This is a genomic window from Rhizobacter sp. P3_B12, from assembly GCF_056402895.1.
Genome location: NZ_JBFUGN010001090.1, coordinates 1 through 1,936, shown reverse-complemented (window position 1 = coordinate 1,936; position 1,936 = coordinate 1). Strand labels below are relative to the sequence as shown.

At 70.0% G+C, this 1,936-nt stretch carries 2 protein-coding genes and 1 riboswitch; both genes read right to left on the bottom strand.

Going from position 1 to position 1,936, the window contains the following annotated elements:
* Positions 1-239: TMEM165/GDT1 family protein (locus AC1D01_RS32450; RefSeq protein WP_477873613.1), on the bottom strand; the 239-nt coding region annotated here is incomplete at its 3' end.
* A gap of 62 nt (positions 240-301) precedes the next feature.
* Positions 302-433, bottom strand: a riboswitch (yybP-ykoY riboswitch).
* A gap of 228 nt (positions 434-661) precedes the next feature.
* The gene (locus AC1D01_RS32445) at positions 662-1,912 is read right to left on the bottom strand and encodes a polyhydroxyalkanoate depolymerase (protein WP_477873612.1); all 1,251 of its coding nucleotides are present in this window, start codon (positions 1,910-1,912) and stop codon (positions 662-664) included.
* Between the last annotated feature and the right edge of the window lie 24 nt (positions 1,913-1,936).

Genomic DNA, 1,936 nt, shown 5'->3' with positions numbered 1-1,936 from the left:
GCCATCGCGAGGAACGACCCGCCGATGATCCAGCGCAGCGTGTCCGGGCCGAGCCAGGCCGCGATCGCGGTGCCGACGGCGCCGGCCAGCGCATGGTTGACGAGGGTCGCGACCAGGATGCCGAGGATGATCGGGACCGGGCGGCGGAACCTCGCGGCGAGCAGCAGCGCGAGCAGCTGGGTCTTGTCGCCGATCTCGCCGAGCGCGACGGCGCCGGTCGAGACGAGGAAGGCTTCCATGAGGGGGCAGTGCTCCGGGGCCGGTGGACRCAATGACCGCGCCGCGACCCCGGCCCTTCCGGAGGCAGCACGGTCATCGGTCTTGCCAGGCGTGTGACAGGGTCACTGCTGCGTGCGCCATGGCCTGGGGGCCAAGTGTGTTGACGCACGCCCCTGCAGGGGCTGCAGGGCGGCTACTCCCCAATGACGGGTGGGGCGCATTGTAGGCGCGCCGGAGGTCGTCGAGGCTGACGGTGAGGTCGATGTCCAGTGTCGAGTAGTCGCCCGTCAGGCGATCGGTGGGGCAGGCTGCAGGGCGCGTTGTCATCGTAGCTTCCTTCTCGGCAAGTGCGGGAAGCGGCAGTCTGCAAGTCAACTCGTAACCAGATGTGGCCATTGAGTAACCCGCCGGATACATCTTGGYGGATCGGCCGTCACGGAAGTCACACCTGGCGCGACACGTGGATCACATCGCGCACGATCGGGTAGATGTGGTTCTGCCAGCGCCGGCCGCTGAACACGCCGTAGTGGCCGACGCCGGCCTGCACGTAGTGGGTGCGCATGTAGGGCCGCAGCCCGCTGCACAGGTCCTGGGCGGCGAGCGTCTGGCCGGGCGCGCAGATGTCGTCGCGCTCGCCCTCGACCGTCAGCAGCGCGGTGCGGCGGACCGCGGCCGGATCGACCGGCCGGCCGCGGAACGTGAGCTGGCCAAGGGGCAGCGCGTACTCCTGGAACACCAGCCGCACGGTCTCGAGGTAGAACTCGGCCGGCAGGTCGGCGACCGCGAAGTACTCCTCGTAGAAGTTGCGCGTCGCGGCGGCCTGCTTCAGCCGGTCTTCGTCGGGCTCGGGGTGCGCCAGGTTCTCGTAGTAGCTCTTGAAGGCATTGATGTGCCGGTCGCGGTTCATGCTCATGAACGCGGTCAGCTGCACGAAGCCCGGGTAGACGCGCCGGCCGGCGCCGGGGTAGCGCCACGGCACGACGCCGATCAGGTGCTTCTCGAACCAGGYGATGTCCTGGGTCATCGCGAGCTTGTTGACCTCGGTCGGGCTGATGCGGCAATCGATCGGCCCGGCCATCAGCGTCAGGCTCAGCGGCGTGGCCGGGTGGCGGTCCTGCGACATCACCGCGACGGCGCTCAGCGCGGCCACGCAGGGCTGGCAGATCGCCATCAGGTGCGCGCCGTCGCCGATCGCCGCGAGGAAGTCGATCAGGTGCTGCGTGTACTCGTCGAGCCCGAACGGGCCGGCCGAGAGCGGCATCTCGCGGCCGTTGTGCCAGTCGGTGATGTAGACGTCGTGATCGGCGAGCATCGTGCGCACGGTGTCGCGCAGCAGCGTCGCGAAGTGGCCGGACATCGGCGCGACGATCAGCACCCGCGGCTGCGGTGCCGCGGTGCGGTTGCCCGTGTCCTTGCGGAAGTGCAGCAGCGTCGCGAACGGCGTCGCCAGCGCGGCCTCCTCGGTGACGGCCACCGGCTCGCCGGCGACGAGCACGCTGTCGATGCCGAACGCCGGGCGGTGGTGCGTCACCTGCGCCAGGCCCATCAGCTCGCAGGCGGCCGCGAGCTTGCGGTTGCCGGCGAGCGCCGACCAGCCGAAGCTCGGGTCCTGCAGCATCGGCAGCGCCGTGCGGGCCAGCGCCTGCAGCGGCCACATCATGTCGGCGTGGGCCTGGTAAGCCTGGTACATCATGGGTTCTCCTGCGCGCGGTAGCGC